The 1,199-nt window shown below is 30.5% G+C and carries 2 protein-coding genes; both read right to left on the bottom strand.

The annotated features are described in order from the left end of the window. Positions 1-128: 128 nt before the first annotated feature. Entirely contained in the window at positions 129-260 is a 132-nt protein-coding gene (locus tag AOG55_RS09770) for a hypothetical protein (RefSeq protein WP_269082273.1), read from the bottom strand. 275 nt (positions 261-535) lie between these two features. Continuing rightward, the gene (locus AOG55_RS06400; RefSeq protein WP_054963976.1) at positions 536-1,060 is read right to left on the bottom strand and encodes a hypothetical protein; all 525 of its coding nucleotides are present in this window, start codon (positions 1,058-1,060) and stop codon (positions 536-538) included. Positions 1,061-1,199 lie beyond the last annotated feature (139 nt).

The following is a 1,199-nucleotide window of genomic DNA, read 5'->3' as shown; positions in this document are numbered from 1 at the left end:
TTTCCTTTAATTTTTCAAATTCAATATTTGTTTCATTCCTTAACTCATAGATATCCATGGGCCTTGTTCTCAATGCCTTTATAATTTTATTCCAGTCCTCTGGAAGGTCCATAAAAAATTTACCATTCTTAATCATCTGAATCATCCCCTGGATCTTCCGGTAATGGTTCATTTATATCAGGCCCTGGATGAAAAGGCATCTTAAATGGGAAATTATATCCATAAATGGCATTTTTAGATATTAATGATGTTTTAGGCATAATTATACCCTTGAGTGCCTTTATTTTGAAAAGTATATAAAGAAAATGATTTTTTTCCCTTAAATTATAATATATCAGCATTATTTTTTGATTGGCATGGATGTAAAAAATAGATGATAACTTTTTAATTGATTCTTTAAACTGTTTTGGATGTTTTAATATTTGCTTTTTGTTTATAATATGCCCTTGATGTGTAATTATACTATTAGTTAATGTTGATTTCTCTGAATACATTATAAAGCCATTATTTTTTTTAAAGATGCAATATATCAGCATTATTTTTTTCCCTCCATGTATCTTTTTAATGCCTCTGAACCTTTCATTGCTAAATTTCTGTTCTTTTCAATCTGTTTATCGCTAATCTCTGGATGTGAATTAAGCCATGATTCCTCCCTGTCCCTGTATAATTTATCTATGGCCTTCTGGCCTTTTGATTCCACTGAATCGGGAACATCTGGATCGATTCCCTCTATGCCCCTTTTTATGATGAAATTCCTGTTAAGCATATTGTAAGTAAAATATCCTTTTGCATTCTTCTTTTTAAGTTTTTTCTGGTTTATTGCAATAATATTATCCTTATATTCAGGATTATTGCATGGATCCTCATCTGAATACCAAATATATTTGGAATTGTCCTTAAGCATTGGGCATATCTGGTCATTGCATCCCCTTTTCCAGTAAGGGCATTCCTCATTTCCCTGTTTTTCTTTTGATTTTTTTAAGGATTCTATATACTCTTTAACCTTCTTTACCTCTTTATCATTCAATTCCTCTGATTCTATAAAACTGTCTAGATTCATTTCATAACACCTCTATTTTCATTATTCCCTGCTTAAGCAGGATTAATTTCTTATTTCCAGATTCTAATAAAATCTCATACTGGCCAAAGCCTATCATTTTGCCCTTTATTGTCTCACCGTTTAATAATGAAAAAATAAG

Source organism: Acidiplasma cupricumulans, assembly GCF_001402935.1.
Taxonomy (GTDB): domain Archaea; phylum Thermoplasmatota; class Thermoplasmata; order Thermoplasmatales; family Thermoplasmataceae; genus Acidiplasma; species Acidiplasma aeolicum.
The sequence above is the reverse complement of the archived record's forward strand: the minus strand, read 5'-3'. Positions and strand labels throughout refer to the sequence as shown.